The organism is Achromobacter insolitus (assembly GCF_002209555.1).
Lineage (GTDB): Bacteria > Pseudomonadota > Gammaproteobacteria > Burkholderiales > Burkholderiaceae_B > Achromobacter > Achromobacter insolitus.
This window is the reverse complement of sequence record NZ_NJIF01000004.1, coordinates 80,648-101,870: the sequence shown is the minus strand read 5'-3', so window position 1 is coordinate 101,870 and position 21,223 is coordinate 80,648. Positions and strand designations below refer to the sequence as shown.

General features: G+C 65.4%; 25 protein-coding genes. 19 read left to right on the top strand and 6 right to left on the bottom strand.

Annotated elements, in window-relative coordinates; genetic code table 11:
* Window positions 1-116: 116 nt before the first annotated feature.
* The 10 genes from CEY08_RS15600 (at window position 117) to CEY08_RS15555 (ending at window position 8,197) form a co-directional block, all read left to right on the top strand.
* The gene (locus tag CEY08_RS15600) at window positions 117-1,385 is read left to right on the top strand and encodes an adenosylmethionine--8-amino-7-oxononanoate transaminase (protein WP_042794348.1); all 1,269 of its coding nucleotides are present in this window, start codon (window positions 117-119) and stop codon (window positions 1,383-1,385) included.
* Window positions 1,386-1,494: 109 nt separating this feature from the next.
* Entirely contained in the window at window positions 1,495-2,469 is a 975-nt protein-coding gene (locus CEY08_RS15595; RefSeq protein ID WP_063641299.1) for a P-type ATPase actuator domain-containing protein, read from the top strand.
* Window positions 2,466-2,627 (top strand): cbb3-type cytochrome oxidase assembly protein CcoS, encoded by a 162-nt coding sequence (gene ccoS, locus CEY08_RS15590; RefSeq protein ID WP_042794347.1) that lies wholly within the window; start codon window positions 2,466-2,468, stop codon window positions 2,625-2,627. Before CEY08_RS15595 ends, ccoS begins: the two co-directional genes overlap by 4 nt.
* A gap of 149 nt (window positions 2,628-2,776) precedes the next feature.
* Window positions 2,777-4,264 (top strand): cytochrome-c oxidase, cbb3-type subunit I, encoded by a 1,488-nt coding sequence (ccoN, locus tag CEY08_RS15585; RefSeq protein ID WP_042794346.1) that lies wholly within the window; start codon window positions 2,777-2,779, stop codon window positions 4,262-4,264.
* Window positions 4,265-4,274: 10 nt separating this feature from the next.
* A complete protein-coding gene (ccoO, locus tag CEY08_RS15580) occupies window positions 4,275-4,994 on the top strand; it encodes a cytochrome-c oxidase, cbb3-type subunit II (protein ID WP_042797201.1) in 720 nt (239 codons plus the stop codon).
* 2 nt (window positions 4,995-4,996) lie between these two features.
* Window positions 4,997-5,173 carry a cbb3-type cytochrome oxidase subunit 3 gene (locus CEY08_RS15575; protein WP_042794345.1) on the top strand — a complete coding sequence of 59 codons (177 nt, stop codon included), beginning with the start codon at window positions 4,997-4,999 and terminating at the stop codon, window positions 5,171-5,173.
* Entirely contained in the window at window positions 5,170-6,135 is a 966-nt protein-coding gene (gene ccoP, locus CEY08_RS15570; RefSeq protein WP_076814569.1) for a cytochrome-c oxidase, cbb3-type subunit III, read from the top strand. The genes CEY08_RS15575 and ccoP overlap by 4 nt, the downstream gene beginning before the upstream one ends.
* A gap of 87 nt (window positions 6,136-6,222) precedes the next feature.
* Complete coding sequence (ccoG, locus tag CEY08_RS15565; RefSeq protein ID WP_076814567.1) at window positions 6,223-7,713, top strand: cytochrome c oxidase accessory protein CcoG; 1,491 nt, start codon at window positions 6,223-6,225, stop codon at window positions 7,711-7,713.
* Between the two features lie 20 nt (window positions 7,714-7,733).
* Entirely contained in the window at window positions 7,734-7,943 is a 210-nt protein-coding gene (locus tag CEY08_RS15560; RefSeq protein ID WP_042794343.1) for a FixH family protein, read from the top strand.
* A 17-nt stretch (window positions 7,944-7,960) separates the two neighbouring features.
* Window positions 7,961-8,197: a hypothetical protein gene (locus tag CEY08_RS15555; protein ID WP_042794342.1), complete on the top strand. Its 237-nt coding sequence runs from the start codon at window positions 7,961-7,963 to the stop codon at window positions 8,195-8,197.
* A 40-nt stretch (window positions 8,198-8,237) separates the two neighbouring features.
* On the opposite strand, the gene CEY08_RS15550 is transcribed toward CEY08_RS15555, so the two are convergent.
* Both CEY08_RS15550 and CEY08_RS15545 read right to left on the bottom strand, forming a co-directional pair.
* Window positions 8,238-8,579 (bottom strand): zinc ribbon domain-containing protein YjdM, encoded by a 342-nt coding sequence (locus CEY08_RS15550; protein ID WP_042794341.1) that lies wholly within the window; start codon window positions 8,577-8,579, stop codon window positions 8,238-8,240.
* A gap of 109 nt (window positions 8,580-8,688) precedes the next feature.
* Window positions 8,689-9,621 carry a LysR family transcriptional regulator gene (locus tag CEY08_RS15545; protein ID WP_042794340.1) on the bottom strand — a complete coding sequence of 311 codons (933 nt, stop codon included), beginning with the start codon at window positions 9,619-9,621 and terminating at the stop codon, window positions 8,689-8,691.
* A 128-nt stretch (window positions 9,622-9,749) separates the two neighbouring features.
* Here CEY08_RS15545 and CEY08_RS15540 point away from each other — a divergent pair, with 128 nt between their 5' ends.
* From CEY08_RS15540 to CEY08_RS15515, 6 genes are all read left to right on the top strand, one after another.
* Window positions 9,750-10,724, top strand: a complete 975-nt coding sequence (locus CEY08_RS15540; protein WP_042794339.1) for a Bug family tripartite tricarboxylate transporter substrate binding protein — start codon at window positions 9,750-9,752, stop codon at window positions 10,722-10,724.
* Window positions 10,725-10,731: 7 nt separating this feature from the next.
* On the top strand, window positions 10,732-11,766 hold the full coding sequence (locus tag CEY08_RS15535) for a 4-hydroxythreonine-4-phosphate dehydrogenase PdxA (protein ID WP_042794338.1): 1,035 nt from the start codon (window positions 10,732-10,734) through the stop codon (window positions 11,764-11,766).
* Between the two features lie 44 nt (window positions 11,767-11,810).
* Window positions 11,811-12,983, top strand: a complete 1,173-nt coding sequence (locus tag CEY08_RS15530) for an L-rhamnonate dehydratase (protein WP_042794337.1) — start codon at window positions 11,811-11,813, stop codon at window positions 12,981-12,983.
* Between the two features lie 2 nt (window positions 12,984-12,985).
* A complete protein-coding gene (locus tag CEY08_RS15525) occupies window positions 12,986-13,915 on the top strand; it encodes a dihydrodipicolinate synthase family protein (RefSeq protein ID WP_076814565.1) in 930 nt (309 codons plus the stop codon).
* A gap of 103 nt (window positions 13,916-14,018) precedes the next feature.
* The gene (locus tag CEY08_RS15520) at window positions 14,019-14,942 is read left to right on the top strand and encodes an ABC transporter ATP-binding protein (RefSeq protein ID WP_042794335.1); all 924 of its coding nucleotides are present in this window, start codon (window positions 14,019-14,021) and stop codon (window positions 14,940-14,942) included.
* Complete coding sequence (locus tag CEY08_RS15515) at window positions 14,939-15,700, top strand: ABC transporter permease (RefSeq protein ID WP_076814563.1); 762 nt, start codon at window positions 14,939-14,941, stop codon at window positions 15,698-15,700. Before CEY08_RS15520 ends, CEY08_RS15515 begins: the two co-directional genes overlap by 4 nt.
* A gap of 32 nt (window positions 15,701-15,732) precedes the next feature.
* Here CEY08_RS15515 and CEY08_RS15510 read toward each other — a convergent pair whose 3' ends face one another.
* On the bottom strand, window positions 15,733-16,434 hold the full coding sequence (locus CEY08_RS15510) for a glutathione S-transferase family protein (protein ID WP_063641225.1): 702 nt from the start codon (window positions 16,432-16,434) through the stop codon (window positions 15,733-15,735).
* A 94-nt stretch (window positions 16,435-16,528) separates the two neighbouring features.
* On the bottom strand, window positions 16,529-17,023 hold the full coding sequence (locus CEY08_RS15505) for a DUF2938 domain-containing protein (protein ID WP_076814561.1): 495 nt from the start codon (window positions 17,021-17,023) through the stop codon (window positions 16,529-16,531).
* A gap of 91 nt (window positions 17,024-17,114) precedes the next feature.
* Between CEY08_RS15505 and CEY08_RS15500 the strand changes: the two genes are divergently transcribed.
* Window positions 17,115-17,573, top strand: a complete 459-nt coding sequence (locus CEY08_RS15500) for a helix-turn-helix domain-containing protein (protein WP_076814559.1) — start codon at window positions 17,115-17,117, stop codon at window positions 17,571-17,573.
* Between the two features lie 57 nt (window positions 17,574-17,630).
* Here CEY08_RS15500 and CEY08_RS15495 read toward each other — a convergent pair whose 3' ends face one another.
* Window positions 17,631-18,038, bottom strand: coding sequence for a DUF4168 domain-containing protein (locus CEY08_RS15495; RefSeq protein ID WP_063641227.1), 408 nt, complete (start codon window positions 18,036-18,038; stop codon window positions 17,631-17,633).
* Between the two features lie 210 nt (window positions 18,039-18,248).
* Window positions 18,249-19,061: a sulfite exporter TauE/SafE family protein gene (locus tag CEY08_RS15490; protein WP_076814556.1), complete on the bottom strand. Its 813-nt coding sequence runs from the start codon at window positions 19,059-19,061 to the stop codon at window positions 18,249-18,251.
* 129 nt (window positions 19,062-19,190) lie between these two features.
* On the opposite strand from CEY08_RS15490, the gene CEY08_RS15485 reads away from it, so the two are divergent.
* Both CEY08_RS15485 and CEY08_RS15480 read left to right on the top strand, forming a co-directional pair.
* The gene (locus tag CEY08_RS15485; RefSeq protein ID WP_042794329.1) at window positions 19,191-19,958 is read left to right on the top strand and encodes an AraC family transcriptional regulator; all 768 of its coding nucleotides are present in this window, start codon (window positions 19,191-19,193) and stop codon (window positions 19,956-19,958) included.
* A 63-nt stretch (window positions 19,959-20,021) separates the two neighbouring features.
* Window positions 20,022-21,209: an FAD-dependent oxidoreductase gene (locus tag CEY08_RS15480; RefSeq protein WP_076814555.1), complete on the top strand. Its 1,188-nt coding sequence runs from the start codon at window positions 20,022-20,024 to the stop codon at window positions 21,207-21,209.
* Window positions 21,210-21,223 lie beyond the last annotated feature (14 nt).

The window sequence follows — 21,223 nt, the reverse complement described above, 5'->3', positions numbered from 1 at the left end:
ATATATCCCCGCCAGGCCGTAGAATGCGGGCCATTGTAGTGGAGGCGCCGCCGCTTCCGTTCCGGCCGCATCCGTAGGGCGGGCCTGGGCGCGGCGCAGGTATCGAGAGGTGAATCATGCACACGCCCGACTGGATGGCCCGGGGCCAACCCCATATCTGGCTCCCTTATGCGCAGATGAAGACGGCGACGCCGCCGCTGCCGGTGGTGCGCAGCCACGGCAGCCGGCTGGAACTGGCCGACGGCCGCAGCCTGATCGATGGCGTGGCGTCCTGGTGGACCGCATGCCACGGGTACAACCATCCGCACATCGCGCAAGCGGTGCGCGCGCAGTTGGACGCCATGCCGCATGTCATGTTCGGCGGACTGACCCACGAGCCGGCGCTGAACCTGGCGCGCCGGCTGGCCGGCATGCTCGGGCCGGGACTGGACCGGGTCTTCTACACGGATTCCGGCTCGGTGGCCGTGGAAGTCGCCATGAAGATGGCGCTGCAATTCTGGCTGAACCAGGGAGAGCGGGGCCGCAGCCGTTTCCTGGCATTCCGTGGCGGCTATCACGGCGACACCTTCGGCACCATGGCGGTATGCGATCCGGACGAAGGCATGCACAGCCTGTACCGGGGCATGCTGGCCGAGCACGACATCGTTGACCTGCCGCGCACCGAGGGCGAACTGGCAGCGCTGGAGGCCCACCTGGAAATCCATGGCGCGCGGCTGGCCGGCATCCTGGTCGAGCCCCTGGTGCAGGGCGCGGGCGGCATGCTGCTGCATGATCCGGAGGTGCTGCGGCGCCTGCGCCGCCTGGCCGACCGGCACGGCCTGTTGCTGATCTTTGACGAGATCTTCACCGGTTTCGGCCGAACCGGCACGCTGTTCGCATTCGAGCAGGCCGGCATCCGGCCCGACATCGTCACCTTGTCCAAGGCGCTGACGGGCGGCACCTTGCCGCTGGCCGCCACGGTGGCCAGCAGCCGGGTGTTCGAGGCCTTCTGGTCCGATGATCCGTCTCATGCCTTGATGCATGGCCCTACCTTCATGGGCAACGCGCTGGCCTGCGCCGCGGCCAACGCCTCGCTGGACCTGTTCGAGAGCGAGCCACGGCTGGCGCAGGCGCAGGCGATTTCCACGGCGCTGGCTGCCGGCCTGGAGCCTTGCCGCGAGTTGCCCTGGGTGCGCGACGTGCGCGTGCTGGGCGCGATCGGCGTGGTCGAACTGGATGGCATCACCGACCGCGAAGCGCTGAAGCGGCGTCTGGTCGACGCAGGAGTCTGGGTCCGGCCGTTCGGCAATGTGGTCTACCTGACCCCGGCCCTGACCATCGCCGAAGACGAACTGGCCAGCTTGATGCGGGCAGTGGTGGACGTGCTGCGCCAACGGCGCCCCTGACCCGGCCGGCCGCGAGAGGGGCGGTCCTGCACGTTGCCCGGGCAAACCCGCCCGGTCCGCCTTGATCCAGATCAAGGCGTGCTTGCGGCGCGCTGATTACCATCGGCGCATGCGAGCAAAATCGATTTTCGCCGTCCCGGCCAGCCTGTCCGCCGCTGACCGCCAGCAGCGCCGCCATGCCTTGGTGCGCCTGTCGCTGGCGTGGCTGGCGATGATGCAGGTGATGATGTTCGCCTGGCCCGGCTACCTGCGCCACGAAAGCATGCCCGCCGACGCGCTGGAAACGCTGGACTGGGCCATCGTGCTGATGAACTGGGCCAGCTTTGCGCTGACCGTGCCGGTGGTGGTCTATTCGGCCTGGCCAATCTGGCGCCACGCGGGCGACAACCTGCGCCATGGGCGCGCCGGCATGGACGTGCCGGTGGCCCTGGGCATCGTCGCCGCCTTCATCCCCAGCGTTCACGCCACCTATACCGGGCGGGGCGAGGTGTACTTCGATTCGGTCACGATGTTCGTGGCCTTTCTGTTGACGGCGCGCTACCTGGAACTGTGCGCCCGCCAGTCGTTTGGCGGCGCGGCAGCGGGGCTGCGCCACGAACGCGTTGAAGCGCAGCGCCTGGACCTGGGCGCGCGCGCCGACCGGCTGGCGTCGCGCTTTGTCATGATCCAGGTCGCGCTGGCGTTGGCCGCCGCGGCTGCCTGGGCCTACATCGACCCGGCGCACAGCATCCCCGTGATGGTGGCGCTCCTGGTGATGAGCTGCCCCTGCGCCATGTCGATGGCGGTGCCGACCGCCATGGCGTCGGCGCATTCGGCGCTGGCCGCCCATCCGTACATGCCCGATGCGGCGCTGGACGAGTTGCTGGGCGAGGCGCGCCGCAAGGCGCGGCAGAACCTGTACGGCTCGCTGATCTGGCATCTGCTGATGACGCCGCTGGCACTGGTCGGCTGGGTCACGCCGTGGCTGGCCGCAATCACCATGCTGGTCTCTTCGCTGGCTGTCGCCTACAACTCGTGGCGCCTGTGCCGCCGCGACTGGTCGGGCGACCTGGCGGCGGGCGCCGCGCTGGAAGCAGCGCAATGACCATCCTCTATCTGCTCCTGCCTCTATCCCTGCTGTTCGTGCTGGCCATCGGCGTGTCGCTGTGGTGGGCCGTTTTCAACGGCCAGTACGACGACACCGACGATGCCGGCCGCGCCATCCTGCTCGACGACGACAGCGGACCGGCCAGCCGCGGCTGAGCGCGGTGCTTGACCCGGCGCCATGACCCGTTGCGCCGGCGCTGCGTTCCCCACCATGTAACGAGATGCTTGATCCAGATCAACGCTGCCTTGAGTGACTAGTCCCATCATTGCAGCCTGGAGCTATCTGTTACTTTAGGGGAAGGGCGATGAACGATTGCGCCGCAATCGCAAGCAAGGCCGACACCTTCAACTACAAGATCGTGAGGCAGTTCGCGCTCATGACGGTAGTGTGGGGTATTGTCGGCATGGCTGTGGGCGTTTTTCTCGCTGCACAGCTTATCTGGCCGCAGCTGAATTTTGACACCGCATGGTTGAGCTACGGCCGCCTGCGTCCGTTGCACACCAATGCCGTGATTTTCGCGTTCGGCGGCAGCGCGCTGTTCGCAACGTCTTACTACGTGGTCCAGCGCACCTGTCAGGCGCGCCTGTTCTGCGGCCCGTTGGCCGCGTTCACGTTCTGGGGCTGGCAGATCGTCATTGTCGCCGCCGCCATCACCTTGCCCATGGGTTTCACCAGCAGCAAGGAATACGCCGAATTGGAATGGCCCATCGACATCCTGATCACCCTGGTCTGGGTTGCCTACGCCATCGTGTTCTTCGGCACCATCATCAAGCGCCGGACCAAGCACATCTACGTGGCCAACTGGTTCTTCGGCTCGTACATCCTGACCATCGCCATCCTGCACATCTTCAATAACATCGAGATGCCGGTGTCGATGTGGAAGTCCTATTCCGCCTACTCGGGCGTGCAGGACGCCATGGTGCAATGGTGGTATGGCCACAACGCGGTGGGCTTCTTCCTGACCACCAGCTTCCTGGGCATGATGTATTACTTCGTGCCCAAGCAGGCCGGCCGCCCCATCTATTCGTACCGCCTGTCCATCGTCCACTTCTGGGCGCTGGCGTTCACCTACATGTGGGCGGGCCCGCACCACCTGCTGTACACCTCGCTGCCCGACTGGACGCAGTCGCTGGGCATGACGTTTTCGCTGATCCTGCTCGCGCCGTCCTGGGGTGGCATGATCAACGGCATCATGACCCTGCAGGGCGCCTGGTACAAGCTGCGCACCGATCCTATCCTCAAGTTCATGGTCACGGCGCTGTCGTTCTACGGCATGTCGACCTTCGAAGGTTCGATGATGTCGATCCGCACGGTCAACGCGCTGTCGCACTACACGGACTGGACCATCGGCCACGTGCACTCGGGCGCGCTGGGCTGGGTCGCCATGATCTCCTTCGGATCGCTCTACTACCTGATCCCGCGCCTGTATGGCCGCGAGAAGATGTTCAGCGTCAAGGCCATCGAACTGCATTTCTGGATCGCGACCATCGGCGTGGTGCTGTACATCGCCGCCATGTGGATCGCCGGCGTGCAGCAAGGCCTGATGTGGCGCGACACCGCCAGCGACGGCACGCTGGTCTACAGCTTCGTCGAAGAACTGAAGACGCGTGTGCCGTATTACCTGATCCGCTTGCTCGGCGGCACGCTGTTCCTGTCGGGTGTGTTCGTCATGGCGTGGAACGTGTGGATGACGGTGCGCGGCGCGCGCCCGGTCAACCCCGCCATTCCGCAAGACGATCCCCATGCCGCACGCCAGCCGGTCCCCGCGACCGCCGTGCCGGCCACTGTTTGACGAGGACATCATGGCCAACAACAAATCTGGTTTCTTTTCCCACCAGACGCTCGAGAAGAACATTGGCTGGATGATCATCGCCAGCATCCTGGTGGTGTCCTTCGCGGGCCTGGTCCAGATCGTGCCACTGTTCTTCCAGCACAGCACGACGCAACCCGTCGCCGGGGTGGAACCCTACAGCCCGCTGCGCCTGATGGGCCGCGACGTCTATATCCGCGAAGGCTGCGTCGGCTGCCACTCGCAGCAGGTGCGGGTGCTGGCGGCCGAAGTGCAGCGCTACGGCTCCTATTCGGTGGCAGCGGAATCGGTCTTCGATCATCCCTTCCTGTGGGGCTCCAAGCGCACCGGTCCCGACCTGGCGCGCGTGGGTGAACGCTACTCCGACGACTGGCACCGCATTCACCTGCGCGATCCGCGCAAGGTCGTGCCGGAGTCCAACATGCCCGCGTATCCCTGGCTGGAGAAAACGGTCATCACCGGCGAGAACGTGAGCGAGCGCATGAGCGCGCTGCGCAAGCTGGGCGTGCCTTACACGGACGAGGAAATCGCCGCGGCGCCCAAGGCGATCGAAGGCAAGACCGAGGAAGACGCGCTGGTCGCCTACCTGCAAGGGCTGGGCGTGGGCGTGCGCAAGGCCAAGCAGGCCGAGCAGGCCAAACAGGCGGAAGCGGCCAAGAAGGCCGCCCAGTCCGCCGCGCAGCCGGCCGCGCAAGCGGCCACGGGAGGCTGATCATGCTGGGCTACCTGAGCGCGGCCGTCACGGCGGTCTCGATGGCAACATTTTTCGGCATTGTCTGGTGGGCCTGCTCGCGCGGCCGCCAGAGCGCCAACCGCGAATCGGCCATGCTGCCGTTCGCACTGCCCGATGAATTCGGGCAGGGACAACAAGATGGAGCGAATCGGTCATGAGCGATTTCGTCAATGGCTTCTGGGGGTATTTCATCTCGATCGTCGCCGTCGGCGGCGTGGTCTGGTGCGTCTGGCTGCTGTACACCCAGCGCCGCTGGCTCAGCACCAAGCCGGCCAACGGCAAGGTCGAGGACACGGGCCACGTCTGGGACGGCGACCTGACCGAGTTGAACAACCCGGTGCCCGGCTGGTGGACCTGGATGTACCTGCTGGCTTGCGCGTTCGCCCTGGGCTACCTGTTCTTCATGCCGGGCCTGGGCGAGTACAAGGGCCAGCTGGGTTACAGCAGCACGCAGGAAGTTGCGCAGCAGCAGGCCAAGATGGCCGAGGCCGTGCGTCCGATCTACGCGCGCTTCGAAACCATGGACGTGCCGCAGATCGCCCAGGATCCGGGTGCCCGTGAAATCGGCCAGCGCCTGTTCCTGAACACCTGCGCGCAATGCCATGGCTCGGACGCCAAGGGCGGCCCCAGCTTTCCCAACCTGACCGACGGCGACTGGCTGCATGGCGGCTCGCCCGAAGCCATCACGCAGACCATCACGCAAGGCCGCGTTGGGGTGATGCCGCCATGGAAGGCTGCAATCGACGCCAAGACCGCTGGCGACATCGCGCAGTACGTGCGTTCGCTGTCGGGCCTGACGGCCGATCCGGTTCGCGTGTTTCGCGGCAAGCGGGAATTCGCGAACTATTGCGTGGCCTGTCACGGTGTCGACGGCAAGGGCAACCAGGCGCTGGGCGCGCCGAACCTGACTGACGACGTCTGGCTCTACGGCAGCTCTGACGCCACCATCGTCAAGACGATCCTCGACGGTCGCGACAACCGCATGCCGGCGCACCAGGACATCCTGACGCCCGAACAGATCAAGATCCTGACGGCATGGGTCTGGGGCCTGTCGAACAAGCCTGACGCTACCGCCAGCGTGGCGACGGCAAACGCCCCGCCGGCAACGGCAACGAAGTAAAGGCATTACAGCGGGCAGCACAGCGCAGGGATAAGGGCCGCGCTGGCGCTGCCCTCATGTCACCAGACTTACAGCAGGGAGCAGCAAATGGAAGATGGGTCAGCCGCAAGGGTCGGCACTTCGCCTGACGGTGACCCGCCGCCCTGGCGGCCGCATGTTCGGCCGCCACGTCCCGGGACGGAGACCCTGGAGCAGACGTTGGCGGGCGTGCGCAGCAAAATCTATCCGCGATCCGTCAGCGGCATCTTCGCCCGTTGGCGCATCGCGTTTGTCTTTCTCACCCAGCTGATCTTCTACGGCCTGCCTTGGCTGCAATGGAATGGCCGCCAGGCCGTGCTGTTCGATCTGGGCGCTCGCAAGTTCTATCTCTTCGGCCTGGTGCTGTGGCCGCAGGACGTGGTTTACCTGGCGGTGCTGCTGGTGATCTCGGCGTTGGCGCTGTTCCTCTTCACCGCGGTGGCCGGGCGCCTGTTCTGCGGTTATGCCTGTCCGCAGACCGTCTACACGGAAATCTTCATGTGGATAGAGCGCAAGGTCGAGGGCGACCGGGTGGCGCGCATTCGCCTGGATGAATCGCCCTGGTCCTGGCGCAAGGCGCGCCTGAAGTTCACCAAGCATTTCCTGTGGATCGCGCTGGCCTGGTGGACGGGCTCTACTTTCATCGGCTATTTCGCGCCTATCCGCGAATTGGGGCATGAGCTTTTCGCCCTGCAGCTGGGCCCCTGGCAGTGGTTCTGGATGCTGTTCTATGGCTTTGCCACCTGGGGCAACGCCGGCTTCATGCGCGAATCCGTATGCAAGTACATGTGCCCCTACGCGCGCTTCCAGAGCGTGATGGTGGATCCCGACACCTTTGTCGTCACCTACGACAAGCGCCGCGGCGATCCGCGCGGCGGCCGCTCGCGCAAGGTGGACCACAAGGCGGCCGGCCTGGGCGACTGCGTCGATTGCAGCCTGTGCGTGCAGGTCTGTCCGACGGGCATCGATATCCGCGACGGCCTGCAATACATGTGCATAGGCTGCGGCGCCTGTATCGACGCCTGCGAACAGGTCATGGACAAGATGCAGTACGAGCCGGGGCTGATTCGCTACACCTCTGAGCGCGCCATGCTGGACGGTTTGTCCGCCAAGAGCGCGCGCTCCCACCTGCTGCGTCCGCGCGTGCTGATCTACGGCACGTTGATCCTGGCGCTGGCCGTCGCTTTCGTGGTGTCCCTGGCCATGCGCAACCCCTTGCGGGTGGATGTGATCCGTGATCGGGGCGCGCTGGGACGCGAAGTGGCCGGCGGCATGATCGAAAACGTGTACCGCCTGCAACTGATCAACACGTCGGATACGCCCCTGACGCTGCGCCTGTCGGCTGAAGGCGTGCCGGGCCTGGCCGTGCTGGCTGGCCAGCAGGGTTCCGACACCGTCGAGGTCGAAGCCGCGGCCAACAAATTGGTGCCCATGGTCATCCGCGCGCCAGCTGGCACGCAGCCGGGCGCCCATGCCATTACGCTGCGCGCGCGCGGCCAGGATGGCGAGAACCGACCGGTCGAGACCGACGAGGCCGCCAGTTTCTACGTACCTGATTGAGCATTGAAGAGGACATACCCATGACCGCCGTCCAACCCGCCAAAGCCACCAAGCCCTGGTACCGCGAACCCTGGCCCTGGATCCTCATGGCCGGCCCGTTTGCGGCCATGATAGGGTGCTTCGTCACCATCTACTTCGCTTTCACCAACTTCAGCAACCAGCCAATCCAGGAAGGCGTGGTCAAGCGCGGCCTGGTCATCGAGCAGGTTGCGCCCAGCGCCAATCCGTAACCCGGGGAGAACAACAGATGGGCTTGCGATCATTGATGTGGATCCTGTGGCCGTCCTTCATGGCGGCCGCGGCGGGGAGCGCGCTGATCTTCGCCCTGATCGATCCCCTGGACGTGGCGATCTTCGGGCATGTCCCGACGGGACGCACGGGCTTCTATACCGTCTCTTTCTTCGTGTTGTGGGTGATGGCGGGGCTGTCCAGCACGCTGACGGCGTACCTGATGCCCAAGCCCGAGGAACCCGAGGATCTGTAGCCGGGCGCGGCGCTGCCGCGGCCCGGGGCGGACGGCGGCGCTAGACCTTCTTCACGAACTCAGACTTCAGGCTCATCGCTCCGAAGCCGTCGATCTTGCAGTCGATGTCGTGGTCGCCGTCGACCAGTCGGATGCCCTTGACCTTGGTTCCCATTTTGATCACGCCGCCGGAACCTTTGAGTTTCAGGTCCTTGATGACGGTGACGGTATCGCCGTCCTGCAGCACGTTGCCTGCCGAATCGCGGTAGACCTTGCCCGCGTCCTCGGTGGCTTCGGCGGCCTGTGCCGTCCATTCATGCGCGCATTCCGGGCAGACAAACGCGGCGCCGTCTTCATAGGTGTATTCGGACTGGCATTTTGGACAGGCGGGCAATGCGCTCACGGATGGACCTCAAAATAAAAAACGCGCGATGCGCAATACGCGATTGTACTGTGCAGCAGCTGGTTTTCGCCCTTGGCATGGGGGGTATTCCGCCTTGCGTTGCGTGGTCTCAAACTGCGACGTCGCCATGCAGCAATCCCACGAAATGGCGCGCCGCCGCGCTCAGCGGCCGGTCGCGGGGCACGATGCTGCCAAAGGCCGTCAGGCGCTGCCGAATCTGGTAGGGCAGGATCGCCAGCAGGCCATGCGCCGCGTACCGGCTCGCCACCGATTCGGGAATCACGCCCAGCATCGTTGATTTCATCGCCAGGTTGGTGGTGGTCAGGATGGATGCCGATTCGATCAGCCCTTTGGGCGTGCTGGCATTGTTCGCATGGAACTCCTGCTCGATAACGTCCCGCATCGGGCTGCCGTGCGGTTGCAGGACCCACGGATAGGCCAGCATGGCGTCGAAGTTCACGCGTTTGCGTCCGGCCAGCGGATGGTCCACCGCCGCGATCACCGACAACGCCTCGTCGCCGATCGGACGAAAGACGTACTGGCTGTCCGACAGGGTCAGCATGCGGCCTATCACCACGTCCAGCTTGCCTTCGTTCATGCGGCCGATCAGCAGGTCGCTGGTGCCGGTGGAAATCTCCACCGCCAGCAGCGGATAGGTTTGCTTCAGGCGCAGCAGGGCGTCGGTCAGATGGCCGGGCGAAGCCGCCATGATGCTGCCAATGAACAGCTTGCCCGCGCTGCCCAGGCGCAACTCATCCAGCTCGCGCGCCAGCGACGAGACCGTGCCGCGCATGCCGCGGAAGTACCCCATCACGCATTCGCCCGCCGCGGTCAGCGCCAGTCCTCGGCCCACCCGTCCGAATAGCGGCTGGCCGATGGCCAGTTCCAGTTCGTGCAGCATCTTGCTGGCCGCGGACTGGGTCATATTGAGCTGGTTGGCGGCGGCGCGCAGCGTGCCGCGCTCTTCGATCGCCAGCAGCAGGACGATCTGCCGCATCCGCAGTCGGGCCAGCAGCGCAGGGACGTGTATGGCGCGTTCCATGATTGATCGCCTCAGGTGAACGGTTGGTGCAAAAGTTTCATTTTACGGAAACTAAGCTTCTTTCTAAGATGCATCCACAAGAGATTGCCCATCCATAGGGCAAGAAGACACCAACCAAGGAGACAACCATGAAGACTCGGCTATTGGCCGCGATCGCGGCCGGCGCCCTGTGCCTGTCCGCCCTGGCGCCCGTCCAGGCGCAAGGCGCCGACTGGCCCAACAAGCCCCTGCGCCTGCTGGTAGGGTCCGCGCCGGGCGGCGGCACCGATGCCATGGCGCGTGCCGTGGCCGACAAGCTGGGCCCGCTGCTCAAGCAGACCGTGGTGGTCGAGAACAAGCCGGGCGCATCCAATACGCTGGCGGCGGACCTGGCGGCCAAGTCGTCGGACGGCCACACCATGGTGATGGGGGTATCCACTGCCCACGCCATCGCGCCGCACCTGTTGAAGCTGGGTTATGACAACGACCGCGATCTGGTCCCGGTCGTGTTCGTGGGGGCGGTGCCCAACATCCTGGTGGTGAATAACGACGTGCCAGCCAAGTCGGTGCAGGAGCTGATCGCCTTGCTCAAGAGCAAGCCGGGCACCTACAACTTCGCCAGCAGCGGCTCGGGCAGTACCCAGCACATTGCTGCGGAACTGTTCAAGGACGCCACTGGCGTGCAGATGATCCACATTCCCTACCGCGGCAGTGGCCCGGCGCTGGTGGACCTGATGGGCGGACAGGTGCAGATCGCGTTCGAAACCGCGTCTTCGGTGATTCCTCATATCAAAAGTGGCAAGGTACGCGCGCTGGCCGTGCTGAGCGCCAAGCGCAATGCGCAGTTGCCTGATGTGCCCACCATGGCCGAAGCCGGCGTGCCCGGCGTGGAAATGAGTGCCTGGTATGGCATCTACATGCCCGGCGCCGCGCCTGCCGCCAATCAGAAACGCATCCATGACGCCGTCAACGGCATTCTGGCGCTGCCCGACACGCAGGCCCGCCTGCAGGCGATCGGCGCCGACATCAACCCGATGAGCCAGGAGCAATTCGCGCAGTTCCACAAGTCCGAGAACCAGCGCTACGCCGGCATCATCAAGAAGAACAACATTTCCGTGGAATGACCCAGACATGAGCACGCAGCAGAAACCCGTCATCGCCCTGACGCTGGGCGACCCCGCCGGCATCGGCGCCGAACTGATCGCCCGCCTCCTGGCCAGGCCACAAGCCACGCAACTCGCGAACATCGTTTTGGTTGGCGACGAGTGGCTGTGGCGCGAGGGCCAGCGGGTGGCAGGCGTGCAGGTTGCCACGCAAGCCGTGGACAGCTTCGAGGCGGTGCGCGACCGGCCGGACACCGGCGCGCCCGCCTGGCTGGGGATGGAAACCATCGAACCCGGCCAGGTGCGCGTGGGCCAGGCCGAGGCCGCGGGCGGGGCGTCGGTGCTGCGGGTGCTCAACGCCTGCATGGACGCGGCGCGTGACGGTCACGTCGACGCCATCTGCTTCGCGCCCCTGAACAAGTACGCGATGAAGCTGGGCGGCCTGGGGCACGACGACGAGCTGCATCACTTCGCGCAGTACCTGGGCGTGACCGGCTATTTCTGCGAGTTCAACACGCTGGGGGACTTGTGGACCTCGCGCGTGTCCTCGCACATTCCGCTCAAGGATGCGGCGGCGGCGCTCAGTGTCGACGGCATCAAGGACGCCACGCGCCTGATCTATCGTTCGCTGCAGGCCAACGGCGTGGCCGAGCCGCGCGTGGCAGTGGCCGCTTTCAACCCGCATGGCGGCGACGGAGGCACTTGCGGCCGGGAAGAAGTGGACATCATCGCGCCGGCCGTGCGGCAGTTGAACGAAGAGGGCCTGCCGGTGCAAGGGCCATTCCCCGCGGACACGATCTTCCTCAAGGCGCAGGCCGGCGAATTCCAGGCCATCGTCACCATGTATCACGACCAGGGCCAGATCGCGATCAAGCTTCTGGGCTTCTCGCGCGGCGTGACGGTACAGGGCGGCCTGCCCATCCCGATCACTACGCCCGCGCACGGCACCGCCTACGACATCGCCGGCCAGGGCCGGGCCAACCTGGATGCGACCTGGCAGGCCTTCCTCATAGCCTGCCGGATGGGCCTCTCGCACCGTGCATCGCGTTCGTCTGCCGGCTGACGCGACGTTTCATTCCCTACCTCGATTCCAAGCAGGAAACCCACATGAAGATCAAATCCGTCCGCGCCCGCGTCTACGAATGGACCGGCAAGACCGTGCCGCCGCAGGGCAACTTCTGCTCCAATGCCATGGACCTGCTGTATTCCAGGCAGGAAACCATGAGCACCTTCCGCTTCCACGGCTGGACCGTGGTCGAGGTGGAAACGGACGACGGTATCGTGGGCCTGGGCAACGTGGCGCTGGCGCCGCGCGTGGCCAAGGCCATCATCGACCAGTACCTGGCTCCGCTCGTGATCGGGCAGGATCCTTGGGACTACGAATACCTGTGGCAGCGCATGTACCGCGCTACCCATGCCTGGGGCCGCAAAGGCGTGACCATGGCCGCGATTTCGGCCGTGGACCTGGCCATCTGGGACATCCTGGGCAAGTCCGTGAACAAGCCTGTTTTCAAGCTCCTGGGCGGGCGCACCAAGGAAAAAATCCCGGTCTACTACTCCAAGCTTTATCGCACCGACCTGAAAGCCATGCAGGAAGAGGCGCAGACCTATCTGGACCAGGGCTTTACGGCTTTCAAGATGCGTTTTGGCTATGGTCCGGCGCACTTGCAAAAGGGCGTGTCGGAAAACCTGAAGTCGGTGGAGGCGGTGCGCGAAGTGATCGGCTACGACACCGATCTGATGCTCGAGTGCTACATGGGTTGGAACCTGGAATACGCCAAACGCATCCTGCCCAAGCTGGAGAAATTCGAACCCCGGTGGCTGGAGGAGCCCGTCATCGCCGACGATATCGACGGCTATGCGGAGCTGAACCAGCTGACCTCGATCCCGATTTCCGGCGGCGAGCACGAGTTTTCGCTGTACGGCTTCAAGCAGCTGCTGGACCGCAAGGCAGTGTCGGTGGTGCAGTACGACACCAACCGCGTGGGCGGCATCACGGCGGCGCACAAAATCAACGCATTGTGCGAGGCCTACAGTGTGCCGGTCGTTCCGCACGCAGGCCAGATGCACAATTACCACCTGACGATGAGCACGTTGGCCTCGCCCATGAGCGAATACTTCCCGATGTTCGACGTGGAAGTCGGCAATGAGCTGTTCTATTACATCTTCGACGGCGAGCCGGTGGCCAAGGAGGGGTTCATCGACCTCGAGGACGACAAGCCCGGGCTGGGCCTGACGCTCAAGACGGAATACCTCAAGAACTTCAACATCATCGAATAGACATGGCAACCTACGAAAATCCGCGCTACCGCGGCATCTTCCCTGTCGTTCCCACCACCTTCACCGAATCGGGCGAACTGGACCTCCCCAGCCAGAAGCGGGCGGTGGACTTCATGATCGACTCCGGCGTGGACGGCCTTTGCATCCTGGCCAACTTCTCCGAGCAGTTCGTGCTGTCGGACGACGAGCGCGAAATCCTGACGCGTACCATCCTGGAACACGTGGCCGGCCGCGTGCCCGTCATTGTGACCACCACGCATTTCAGTACCCAGGTCTGCGCAGCGCGCAGCCGCCGGGCGCAGGAGCAGGGCGCCGCGATGCTGATGATCATGCCGCCTTACCATGGCGCGACGATTCGGGTATCGGAAGAACAGGTGGCGGGCTTCTTCCAACGCGTGTCCGACGCGGTGGACATCCCCATCATGATCCAGGACGCCCCGGTGGCGGGCACGCCATTGTCGGCCGCGGCTTTGGCGCGGATGGCGCGCGAGATCGAACACGTGGCGTACTTCAAGATCGAGACCGCGGGCGCGGCGTCCAAGCTGCGTGACCTGATCGCCTTGGGCGGCGCCGCGGTGGAAGGGCCTTGGGACGGCGAGGAAGCCATCACCCTGCTGCCAGACCTGGATGCCGGCGCCACGGGTTCGATGACGGGCGGCGGCTTCGCCGACGGCCTGCGTCCCATCATCGAGGCCCACCGCGCAGGCAAGCGCGACGAGGCCTACCGCCTGTACGAGCGCTGGCTGCCCCTGATCAACTACGAAAACCGGCAGGGTGGCATTCTCAGCGCCAAGGCCTTGATGAAAGCCGGTGGCGTGATCGCTTGCGAGGCGCCCCGGCACCCGCTGCCCACCATGCGGGAGGAGGTCCGCCAGGGGTTGCTTGAGACCGCCCGCCGGCTCGATCCTCTGGTTCTGCGCTGGGGACGCTGAGCAGAACTTGCTCAGCGGTCAAACACACTGTTCCGTCACGCCGAACAAGCCTGTCAGGCGTGACGGTTAAAATCCCTGGCTATCCATCTAGTCGGGGGCGCGTGTGCAGCCGGTCATTTCAGTCCAGGATCTATCCAAACGGTACGCATCGGGGTTCCAGGCGCTCAAGAGCGTGAACCTGGACATCCAGCGGGGCGAGATCTTCGCGCTGCTCGGTCCGAACGGCGCGGGCAAGACGACGCTGATCAGTATTATCTGCGGCATCGTCAATCCCACCGCCGGCCGCGTGCTGGCCGACGGCCACGACATCGTTTCGGATTTTCGCGCGGCGCGCTCCAAGATCGGCCTGGTGCCGCAAGAGATCTCCACCGACGCGTTTGAAAGCGTCTGGAACACCGTCAACTTCAGCCGCGGCCTGTTCGGCAAGCCGACCGACCACGCCTATATCGAGAAGGTGCTGCGCGACCTGTCGCTCTGGGACAAGAAGGACAGCCGCATCATGGCGCTGTCGGGCGGCATGAAGCGCCGCGTCATGATCGCCAAGGCCTTGTCGCACGAACCCGCCATCTTGTTCCTGGACGAACCCACCGCGGGGGTGGACGTGGAGCTGCGGCGCGGCATGTGGGAAATGGTGCGGCGCCTGCGTGAAAGCGGCGTCACCATCATCCTCACCACGCACTACATCGAGGAAGCCCAGGAAATGGCCGACCGCGTCGGCGTCATCCGCAAGGGCGAGATCATCCTGGTCGAGGAAAAGCACGCGCTGATGGCCAAGCTGGGCAAGCGCCAGCTGACGCTGACGCTGAAGGCACCGCTGCCGGGCATCCCCACGGCGCTGGATGCCTTTCAGCTGGAACTGTCCGACAACGGCCACAAGCTGGTCTATACGTACGATAACCAGGGCGGCGGCGAAATCTCCCGGCTGCTGCATGAGCTTTCCAGGCTGGAGATCGAGTTCACGGACCTGAATTCATCGGAAAGCTCGCTCGAGGATATCTTTGTCAGCCTGGTGCACGGTCAATCATGAACTTCTACGCCATCCGCGCTATCTACCTGTTTGAAATGGCCCGCGCATGGCGCACGCTCATGCAGAGCGTGCTGTCGCCGGTGATCTCCACCTCGCTGTACTTCGTGGTGTTCGGTTCGGCCATCGGCTCGCACATGGTCGAAATCGACGGCGTGAGCTACGGGGCATTCATCGTGCCGGGCATGATCATGCTGTCGCTGTTGACGCAGAGCATCGCCAACGCGTCCTTCGGCATCTACATGCCGCGGTTCTCGGGCACCATCTATGAAATCCACTCGGCGCCCATCTCCTATGTGGAGATCGTCATGGGCTATGTCGGAGCCGCCGCCAGCAAGTCCATCATCCTGGGACTCATCATGCTGGCCACGGCGCGCCTGTTCGTGTCGTTCGAAGTGGCGCATCCATTCTGGATGCTGGGCTTTCTGGTGCTGACCGCCGTGACCTTCAGCCTGTTCGGCTTCATTATCGGCATCTGGGCCGACGGCTTCGAGAAACTGCAGATCATCCCGCTGATGATCATTACCCCGCTGACCTTCCTGGGCGGCACCTTCTATTCCATCAAGATGCTGCCGCCGTTCTGGCAGACCGCCACCTTGTTCAATCCGGTGGTGTATCTGGTCAGCGGGTTCCGCTGGGCCTTTTATGGCGTGGCGGACGTCAACGTCGGCGTCAGCGTGGGCATGACGCTGGTGTTCTTGCTGGCCTGCCTGATCGGCGTGCGCTGGATCTTCAAGACTGGCTACCGGCTGAAGACCTGAGCGCCGCCGGTGTCGGCAGGCGCGGCCGCGCTTCAGGGTTGCGCGGCCGTCGGCGCGCTGCGGGCCATGCCATCATGCGCGTCCAGCAGCCGTTCGCGCCAGGCATGGACGGGATCGTCCTCGGCCAGCAGTTCCAACGTGCTGGTGCAGCGCGCCCACATGAACATGCCGAACACTGCATAGTCGGCATAGGCCGGCTGCTCGCCCGCCAGATAGGGCTGTTTGCCCAGCATCTGCCGCAACGGCAGCAATGCGGCGCGCAGTGCTGCGACCTGTTCGTCGTAGCCTGCGGGCAGATCCTCCAGCTTGCCAAAGCGCTTTTCCCGCGTGGCGCGGAAATAGTCCCGGTCTTTTTCATGGATCAGGCCATGGATGCTGGGCAGCAGCAGCCGCGCCAGGGTCGGCACCAGGGTGGTGTCGGCCCATGAATTCGCGAACAGGCTCAGCGCGCGGCCGGTGGCGCCACCGAACAGCGAGGGCCGCTCGGGGAAGTGGTCTTCGAGGTAGCACGCGATCTGCCAGGAATCGCTGACGACATGGGTGCCGTGCACCAGCACAGGCACGAGCTTCTGGCCGGAAAAATCTATCGCTTCTTTTTCCGTGAAGCGCCAGGGCACGGTCGTGGCCGTCAGGCCTTTGTGCGCCAGCGCCATATGGGTCTTCCAGCAGTGCGGGCTGAAACGCAGCGATGCGTCGGCGCCCGCCAGGTCATAGAGAGTGAGATCCGTGGTCAAGATACTGCGCTCCTTCTGCGTGTCGGTAAGGAAATCCGGAAACAGGATAACCGCTTGCGCAGGCCTGGCGGCTGACGGTTGCCTTACTTGTCGATCATGCCCACACTTGCTGGAGCAAGACCGCAGACAGATAGAGGCCGCATCCGAACACCGCGTGTGTCGCCAGGCTGCGCGCGCGGGCCTTCCGGGGCGAGGGTGCGCGCGCCGCCGCCAGGCCCAGGCCCATGGCGGGCTGCATCACGAAAAACGGGATGACAACGGTCGCCACGCCCACGGCCAGGGCAGGCAGCCACGTCGGGTTGCGCAACCATGCCTCGCCTTGGACGCAGGCCAGCAGCGCGGCGAAGACGATGCCCACCGCGTAGTGGATCGCCCAGCCCAGCGGCACCTCGCCTGCGATCGGCTCGGCCCGGCCGATATTGGCATGCGCGAACTTGCCCCGGCGCAGGTGCCCAGCCCATCTCCCGACCAGCCCGTAGCTCAGCGTGGGTATGCCCAAGCCTTTCTGGACCAGGCCCCACAGGTCCATCACGGCGGTCGCCCCGACCCCGATCAGGATGATTCTTGCCGTTGCTTCCATCGATACCATTTCCTGTCCTTCGATTGATGAGTCCATCGTTCGCAGGCATGATAGAAGTTCAAGTCAACTTTAAGTCAATGGGTCAAGAAGGAGGCGCGGCATGGATATTTCGGATGTCGCGCGGCGCACGGGCTTGCCGGCCTCGACGCTGCGTTTCTATGAAAGCAAAGGCTTGATCAAGGCGGTCAGCGCCGCCGGCGAGCGCCGACGATTTGCGCCCGGGGTGCTAGATCAGTTGGCCCTGATCGCGCTGGGGCAGGCCGGCGGCCTGTCGCTGGACGAGATCCAGGCCATGCTTTCGCCGGAGGGAGCATGGCGGGTCGACCGAAACCTGTTGTTGGCCAAGGCCGACAGCATAGACGCGACCGTCAAGCGCTTGCGGGCGATGAGCCACGGCTTGCGCCACGCCGCGGAATGCCCCGCGGCAAACCACGCGCAATGCCCGACTTTCCAGCGGCTGCTGAAGGCGGCCGCGGGCAGGGTGAAACAGAGCAGGGCGGCCGGGTCGAAACAAAAAAACGCCATCCGTCCTGAACAGGAGGGATGGCGCCAAGGTTAGCGGCTGGCCCGCGGACACCGGCGCATCCACGGGGCAGACACTGGCTCTCGGAGAGCTTTACTTCCCGGCGGGCGCACCCTTGCTCATGCTCATCAGGCGCTGCTTGAGCTGGGGGTCCTGCTGCACGGCCTGGCCGATGCCGTTGAATTCCTCGACGCTCAAGCCGTCGGCCTGCACCAGCTTCACCATCTTGGCGTCGGCTTCTTCCACGACCTTTTGCTTGGCCTCGTCGGTCTTGGCGGCGTCGACCTTGGGACGGTATTCGTCGACAACGCCGGAAATCTTCTGCGATGCCGAGGCAAAGCGCTGCAATTGCTGATCGGTCGGCTGGATCGCGGGCGGGGGCGCCATACGTTGCTGAGCCTGCGGCTGGCCCTGACTGGCCTGTTGCGCAAGGGCGGGGGCACCGGACAGCGCCGTCGCCAGCAGGGCGGCGGACAGGAATGCGTAAGTGGAACGCTGCATGAAACCTCCTTGTTCCGGTTGAATGTCGGACCATGATGCCGAGCCGGGAGGCGCGGGGGCAAGTTTCGCGATGTGTTTTCCTGTGTCGGCAGGCCACGGGATGCGGGCGCGCGCCGGGAGGGCGCGCCCGGGGACGCGGCGGAAACGTTTTGCGCGATTTCGTAGTCGCTGCTGGCCGCGATGTTTCTTTAATTTTTTGCGGGACGGGTTCTAGACGGCCAGCATGCTCAGCATTACCAGCGCAAGCAGCAGCACGTAGACGCGAGCGTGCAGGCGATCCGGAATTCGCGGGATCAGCGGCGCGGCCAGCCGGATGCCCGCCAGCGATCCCAGCGCAAGCGCCGCGAACGCCAGCAGGTCCACATAGCCCACGATCCACGGCGCCAGCGGGGCGGGCAGGCTGGCCGCCGTTGCCATGTAGGCCAGCGTGCCCACCAGCGCCACGGGCAGGGTCAGCGGATTGGCCATTGCCGCGGCCTTGGCCATGGGCAGGCCGCGGCGCCGCAGCAGGGGGACGGTCATGACGCTGCCGCCTACGCCGAGAAAGGTCGCGACCGCACCAATGATCACGCCTCCCCCCACGAGGACGCCGCGGTCCAGCGGGCGGGGGCGTTCGTCCTGCTGCGCCATGAAACCTTGGCGCAGCAGGCAATCCAGGATGGTCACGGCCAGATAGGCAATGAATGCGTAGCGCATCAGGTCGCCGCTTGCGCGAGTGGCGGCGAGCGCGCCCAGCGCCGCGCCTGCGGCGATAAAACCGGCCAGGGGCCAGACATAGGCGCGCAGGATGTTGCCGGCGCGCTGGTGCTTGCGCGTTGCCGCCACCGAATTCACGATCATGACGCAGGTGGATGTGGCCACCGCGATATGCATGGCCGCCGAGCCGATGGCATCCTGCGCGCCATGCGCGGTCGTCAGCACCGCATACAGCACGGGCACTACCACGAAGCCGCCGCCGAAGCCGAACAGCACCGTGGTCACGCCGCTCAAACAGCCGAACAGGGCCAGAACCAGATAAAGCATGCCTGCATCCTCATAAGGAAAGAGGGAAAGCAGCCACGATACGGCCGCCGGGCGTGGCCCGCTTTCGAGGATGGGACAATAATGTTTGAATTTCGGCCAATCGGCACGTTGCCACGGTAGCAGCCCGCGATGCGCAATACTCATATCGACCACTACGATCACCTGGACCGCGCCGTCGTCGCCATCGGCAATGACTATCCTCCCGGCCGGCTGCTGCCCGCCCATGCGCACCGTCGCGCGCAGTTGCTGTATGGGGCGACCGGCGTCATGCACGTGGTCACGCGAGACGGCAACTGGGTGGTGCCGCCGCAGCGGGCGGTGTGGATTCCGGCAGGCGTGGCGCACCAGGTCCGCATGCTGGGCGTCAGCACGCGTAGCGCCTACATCGAGCCGGGCGCGGCGCGCGCGGACCGGCAGGCCTGCGAGGTGATCGAGGTGTCGCCGCTCTTGCGGCAGCTGTTGCTCGACGCCGTGGACATGCCCGCCGCCTACGATCCGGCGGGGCGTGACGGCGCGCTGGCCGCCCTGTTGCTGCACGAGGTCGAGCGCGCGCCAGTACTGCCCCTGCACATCCCGCTGCCCCGCGACAAGCGCCTGGCGCCCTTGTGCAAGGCCTTCATTGCGGCGCCGGATGCACGCGCCGCGCCGCAAGCCTGGGCAGAGCGGCTGCACATGAGTCCGCGCACGTTCAGCCGCCATTTCCGCCAGCAGACCGGCATGGCGTTCTCGGAATGGCGCCAGCGAGCCTGCGTGGTGCTGGCCCTGTCACGCCTGGCCTCTGGTGACTCGGTGACTTCCATCGCGCTGGATTTCGGCTACCTGAGCCCGGCGGCGTTCTCCACGATGTTCCGGCGGGTGCTGGGGCGCCCGCCCACGGAGTATCTGCGCGAGGCCTAAGGGCGCTTGGTACTATGCCGGCTCCCGCGGCAGCCCCTCCGGGCAGCCGGTTTACGCCATTCCATGACGACTACGCAACCGCCGCTATCCATAGGCATCGCCGGCGCCGGCAGCGCAGGCCTGGCCGCCGCGCTGGCGCTGGCGCAAGCCGGCCATCAGGTGCGCGTCTTCGAAAAGCACCAGGAATTCACCACGCTCGGCGCTGGCCTGCTGTTGCAGCCGCCCGGCGTGCGCGCGCTCAAGTCGCTGGGGGTCGACGTCGCGGCGTTGAATGTGGGCGCGCCGATCGACCGCCTGCTGGGCCTGTCGCACCGCGGCTGGCGGGTCGTGGACATCGACTACGTCGGCGACGGCGCGCGGGCGGTGACGCGGGCGGCGCTGGGCGGGGTGCTGTTCGAGGCCGCCCGGCGGGCGGGGGCGGAATTCTCATTCGGCTGTCCTGTGACCACGCTGGAGACTCGCGAGGGCAGGGCGCTCGTGACGCATGGCGCGGGCGCGGCCCGGGCCGAATCCAGTTTCGATGTGTTCGTGGTGGCCGATGGCGCCGCTTCCGCGCTGCGCGAGCAGGTGGGGCTGGCGGCGAGTTCACGCGTCTATGCATGGGGCGCGTTGTGGGGCCAGTTCTGGGCGCCAGGCTGGAGCGGCGCGACGCAGCTGTTGCAGCGTTTTCGCGGCACCCGCGAAATGATGGGCTTACTGCCTACCGAGATCGGTCCTCAGGGTGTGCGCCTGTCACTGTTCTGGAGCATCCGGCATGACGCTTTGCCGGCCTGGCGTGCGGCGCCCATAGGCGCCTGGAAGGACCGCATGCTGTCCCTGTGGCCCGAGGCCGCGCCCGTCGTGGACCAGATCTCGCGGCATGACGACCTGGCGGTGGCCACCTACCGCCACACCTGGCCGCGCGGATTGGCGTCGGGCCCATATTGCGCCGTGGGCGACGCAGGCCACGCGATGAGCCCCCAGCTGGGTTTGGGTACCACGCTGGCGGTGCTGGACGCGCTGGCGTTGGCGCGCGCCCTGGGGCAGCACGGCGCCGACAGGGGGCCGGCCCGCTACGCCCGCAGCCGGCTCATGCCTTCGCGCCTGTACCAGACCCTGAGCCGCGGCTTGACGCCTTGCTTCCAGGCGTCGGGGCCGGGGTTGTGGCGCGATCTGATGTTTGGCGGGGCGTTGCTCGTGCCAGGTATGAAAGCGCTGATGAAGCGCGGCCTGCTGGCCATGCCGCAGCCGAAAGGATCCGGCCGCGGCTGACTCCGGGCATGGCG

What these genes read in the sequence shown, in the direction of transcription:
- CEY08_RS15600 (WP_042794348.1), top strand. Translation starts at nt 117, where the DNA reads ATGCACACGCCCGACTGGATGGCCCGGGGCCAACCCCATATCTGGCTC.
- CEY08_RS15595 (WP_063641299.1), top strand. Translation starts at nt 1,495, where the DNA reads ATGCGAGCAAAATCGATTTTCGCCGTCCCGGCCAGCCTGTCCGCCGCT.
- ccoS (WP_042794347.1), top strand. Translation starts at nt 2,466, where the DNA reads ATGACCATCCTCTATCTGCTCCTGCCTCTATCCCTGCTGTTCGTGCTG.
- ccoN (WP_042794346.1), top strand. Translation starts at nt 2,777, where the DNA reads ATGAACGATTGCGCCGCAATCGCAAGCAAGGCCGACACCTTCAACTAC.
- ccoO (WP_042797201.1), top strand. Translation starts at nt 4,275, where the DNA reads ATGGCCAACAACAAATCTGGTTTCTTTTCCCACCAGACGCTCGAGAAG.
- CEY08_RS15575 (WP_042794345.1), top strand. Translation starts at nt 4,997, where the DNA reads ATGCTGGGCTACCTGAGCGCGGCCGTCACGGCGGTCTCGATGGCAACA.
- ccoP (WP_076814569.1), top strand. Translation starts at nt 5,170, where the DNA reads ATGAGCGATTTCGTCAATGGCTTCTGGGGGTATTTCATCTCGATCGTC.
- ccoG (WP_076814567.1), top strand. Translation starts at nt 6,223, where the DNA reads ATGGAAGATGGGTCAGCCGCAAGGGTCGGCACTTCGCCTGACGGTGAC.
- CEY08_RS15560 (WP_042794343.1), top strand. Translation starts at nt 7,734, where the DNA reads ATGACCGCCGTCCAACCCGCCAAAGCCACCAAGCCCTGGTACCGCGAA.
- CEY08_RS15555 (WP_042794342.1), top strand. Translation starts at nt 7,961, where the DNA reads ATGGGCTTGCGATCATTGATGTGGATCCTGTGGCCGTCCTTCATGGCG.
- CEY08_RS15545 (WP_042794340.1), bottom strand. Translation starts at nt 9,621, where the DNA reads ATGGAACGCGCCATACACGTCCCTGCGCTGCTGGCCCGACTGCGGATG.
- CEY08_RS15540 (WP_042794339.1), top strand. Translation starts at nt 9,750, where the DNA reads ATGAAGACTCGGCTATTGGCCGCGATCGCGGCCGGCGCCCTGTGCCTG.
- CEY08_RS15535 (WP_042794338.1), top strand. Translation starts at nt 10,732, where the DNA reads ATGAGCACGCAGCAGAAACCCGTCATCGCCCTGACGCTGGGCGACCCC.
- CEY08_RS15530 (WP_042794337.1), top strand. Translation starts at nt 11,811, where the DNA reads ATGAAGATCAAATCCGTCCGCGCCCGCGTCTACGAATGGACCGGCAAG.
- CEY08_RS15525 (WP_076814565.1), top strand. Translation starts at nt 12,986, where the DNA reads ATGGCAACCTACGAAAATCCGCGCTACCGCGGCATCTTCCCTGTCGTT.
- CEY08_RS15515 (WP_076814563.1), top strand. Translation starts at nt 14,939, where the DNA reads ATGAACTTCTACGCCATCCGCGCTATCTACCTGTTTGAAATGGCCCGC.
- CEY08_RS15505 (WP_076814561.1), bottom strand. Translation starts at nt 17,023, where the DNA reads ATGGTATCGATGGAAGCAACGGCAAGAATCATCCTGATCGGGGTCGGG.
- CEY08_RS15500 (WP_076814559.1), top strand. Translation starts at nt 17,115, where the DNA reads ATGGATATTTCGGATGTCGCGCGGCGCACGGGCTTGCCGGCCTCGACG.
- CEY08_RS15495 (WP_063641227.1), bottom strand. Translation starts at nt 18,038, where the DNA reads ATGCAGCGTTCCACTTACGCATTCCTGTCCGCCGCCCTGCTGGCGACG.
- CEY08_RS15490 (WP_076814556.1), bottom strand. Translation starts at nt 19,061, where the DNA reads ATGCTTTATCTGGTTCTGGCCCTGTTCGGCTGTTTGAGCGGCGTGACC.
- CEY08_RS15485 (WP_042794329.1), top strand. Translation starts at nt 19,191, where the DNA reads ATGCGCAATACTCATATCGACCACTACGATCACCTGGACCGCGCCGTC.
- CEY08_RS15480 (WP_076814555.1), top strand. Translation starts at nt 20,022, where the DNA reads ATGACGACTACGCAACCGCCGCTATCCATAGGCATCGCCGGCGCCGGC.